This is a genomic window from Nonlabens antarcticus (genome assembly GCF_015356755.1).
GTDB classification, from domain to species: Bacteria; Bacteroidota; Bacteroidia; order Flavobacteriales; family Flavobacteriaceae; genus Nonlabens; species Nonlabens antarcticus.
On sequence record NZ_JADFCO010000011.1, the window covers coordinates 1 to 234 of the forward strand.

Annotated in this window: 1 pseudogene; it reads left to right on the forward strand. The window is 47.0% G+C overall.

Annotated elements, in window-relative coordinates:
* Positions 1-234 (forward strand): annotated as a pseudogene (locus tag IQ282_RS00040) (hypothetical protein); the annotation flags it as partial.

Consider the following 234-nt stretch of genomic DNA (forward strand, 5'->3'; position numbering starts at 1 on the left):
CGATGAGATTGAATCGGGACAACTCGATAGACTCAATGCCCACCTAAAATATGGCATACAGGCGAGAGCTACCATAACTGGGTGGCTCAGAAAATATGGTACTTTTGACTGGCAGAACCTATCCGTTGCAACCATGGCAAAAACACCAGAACAGAAAATAATAGAACTAGAGGCTAGAGTCAAGCTGCTTGAGAAGCAGAAAGCTCGTGCAGAGCATCTGGCAGAGCGTGCCGA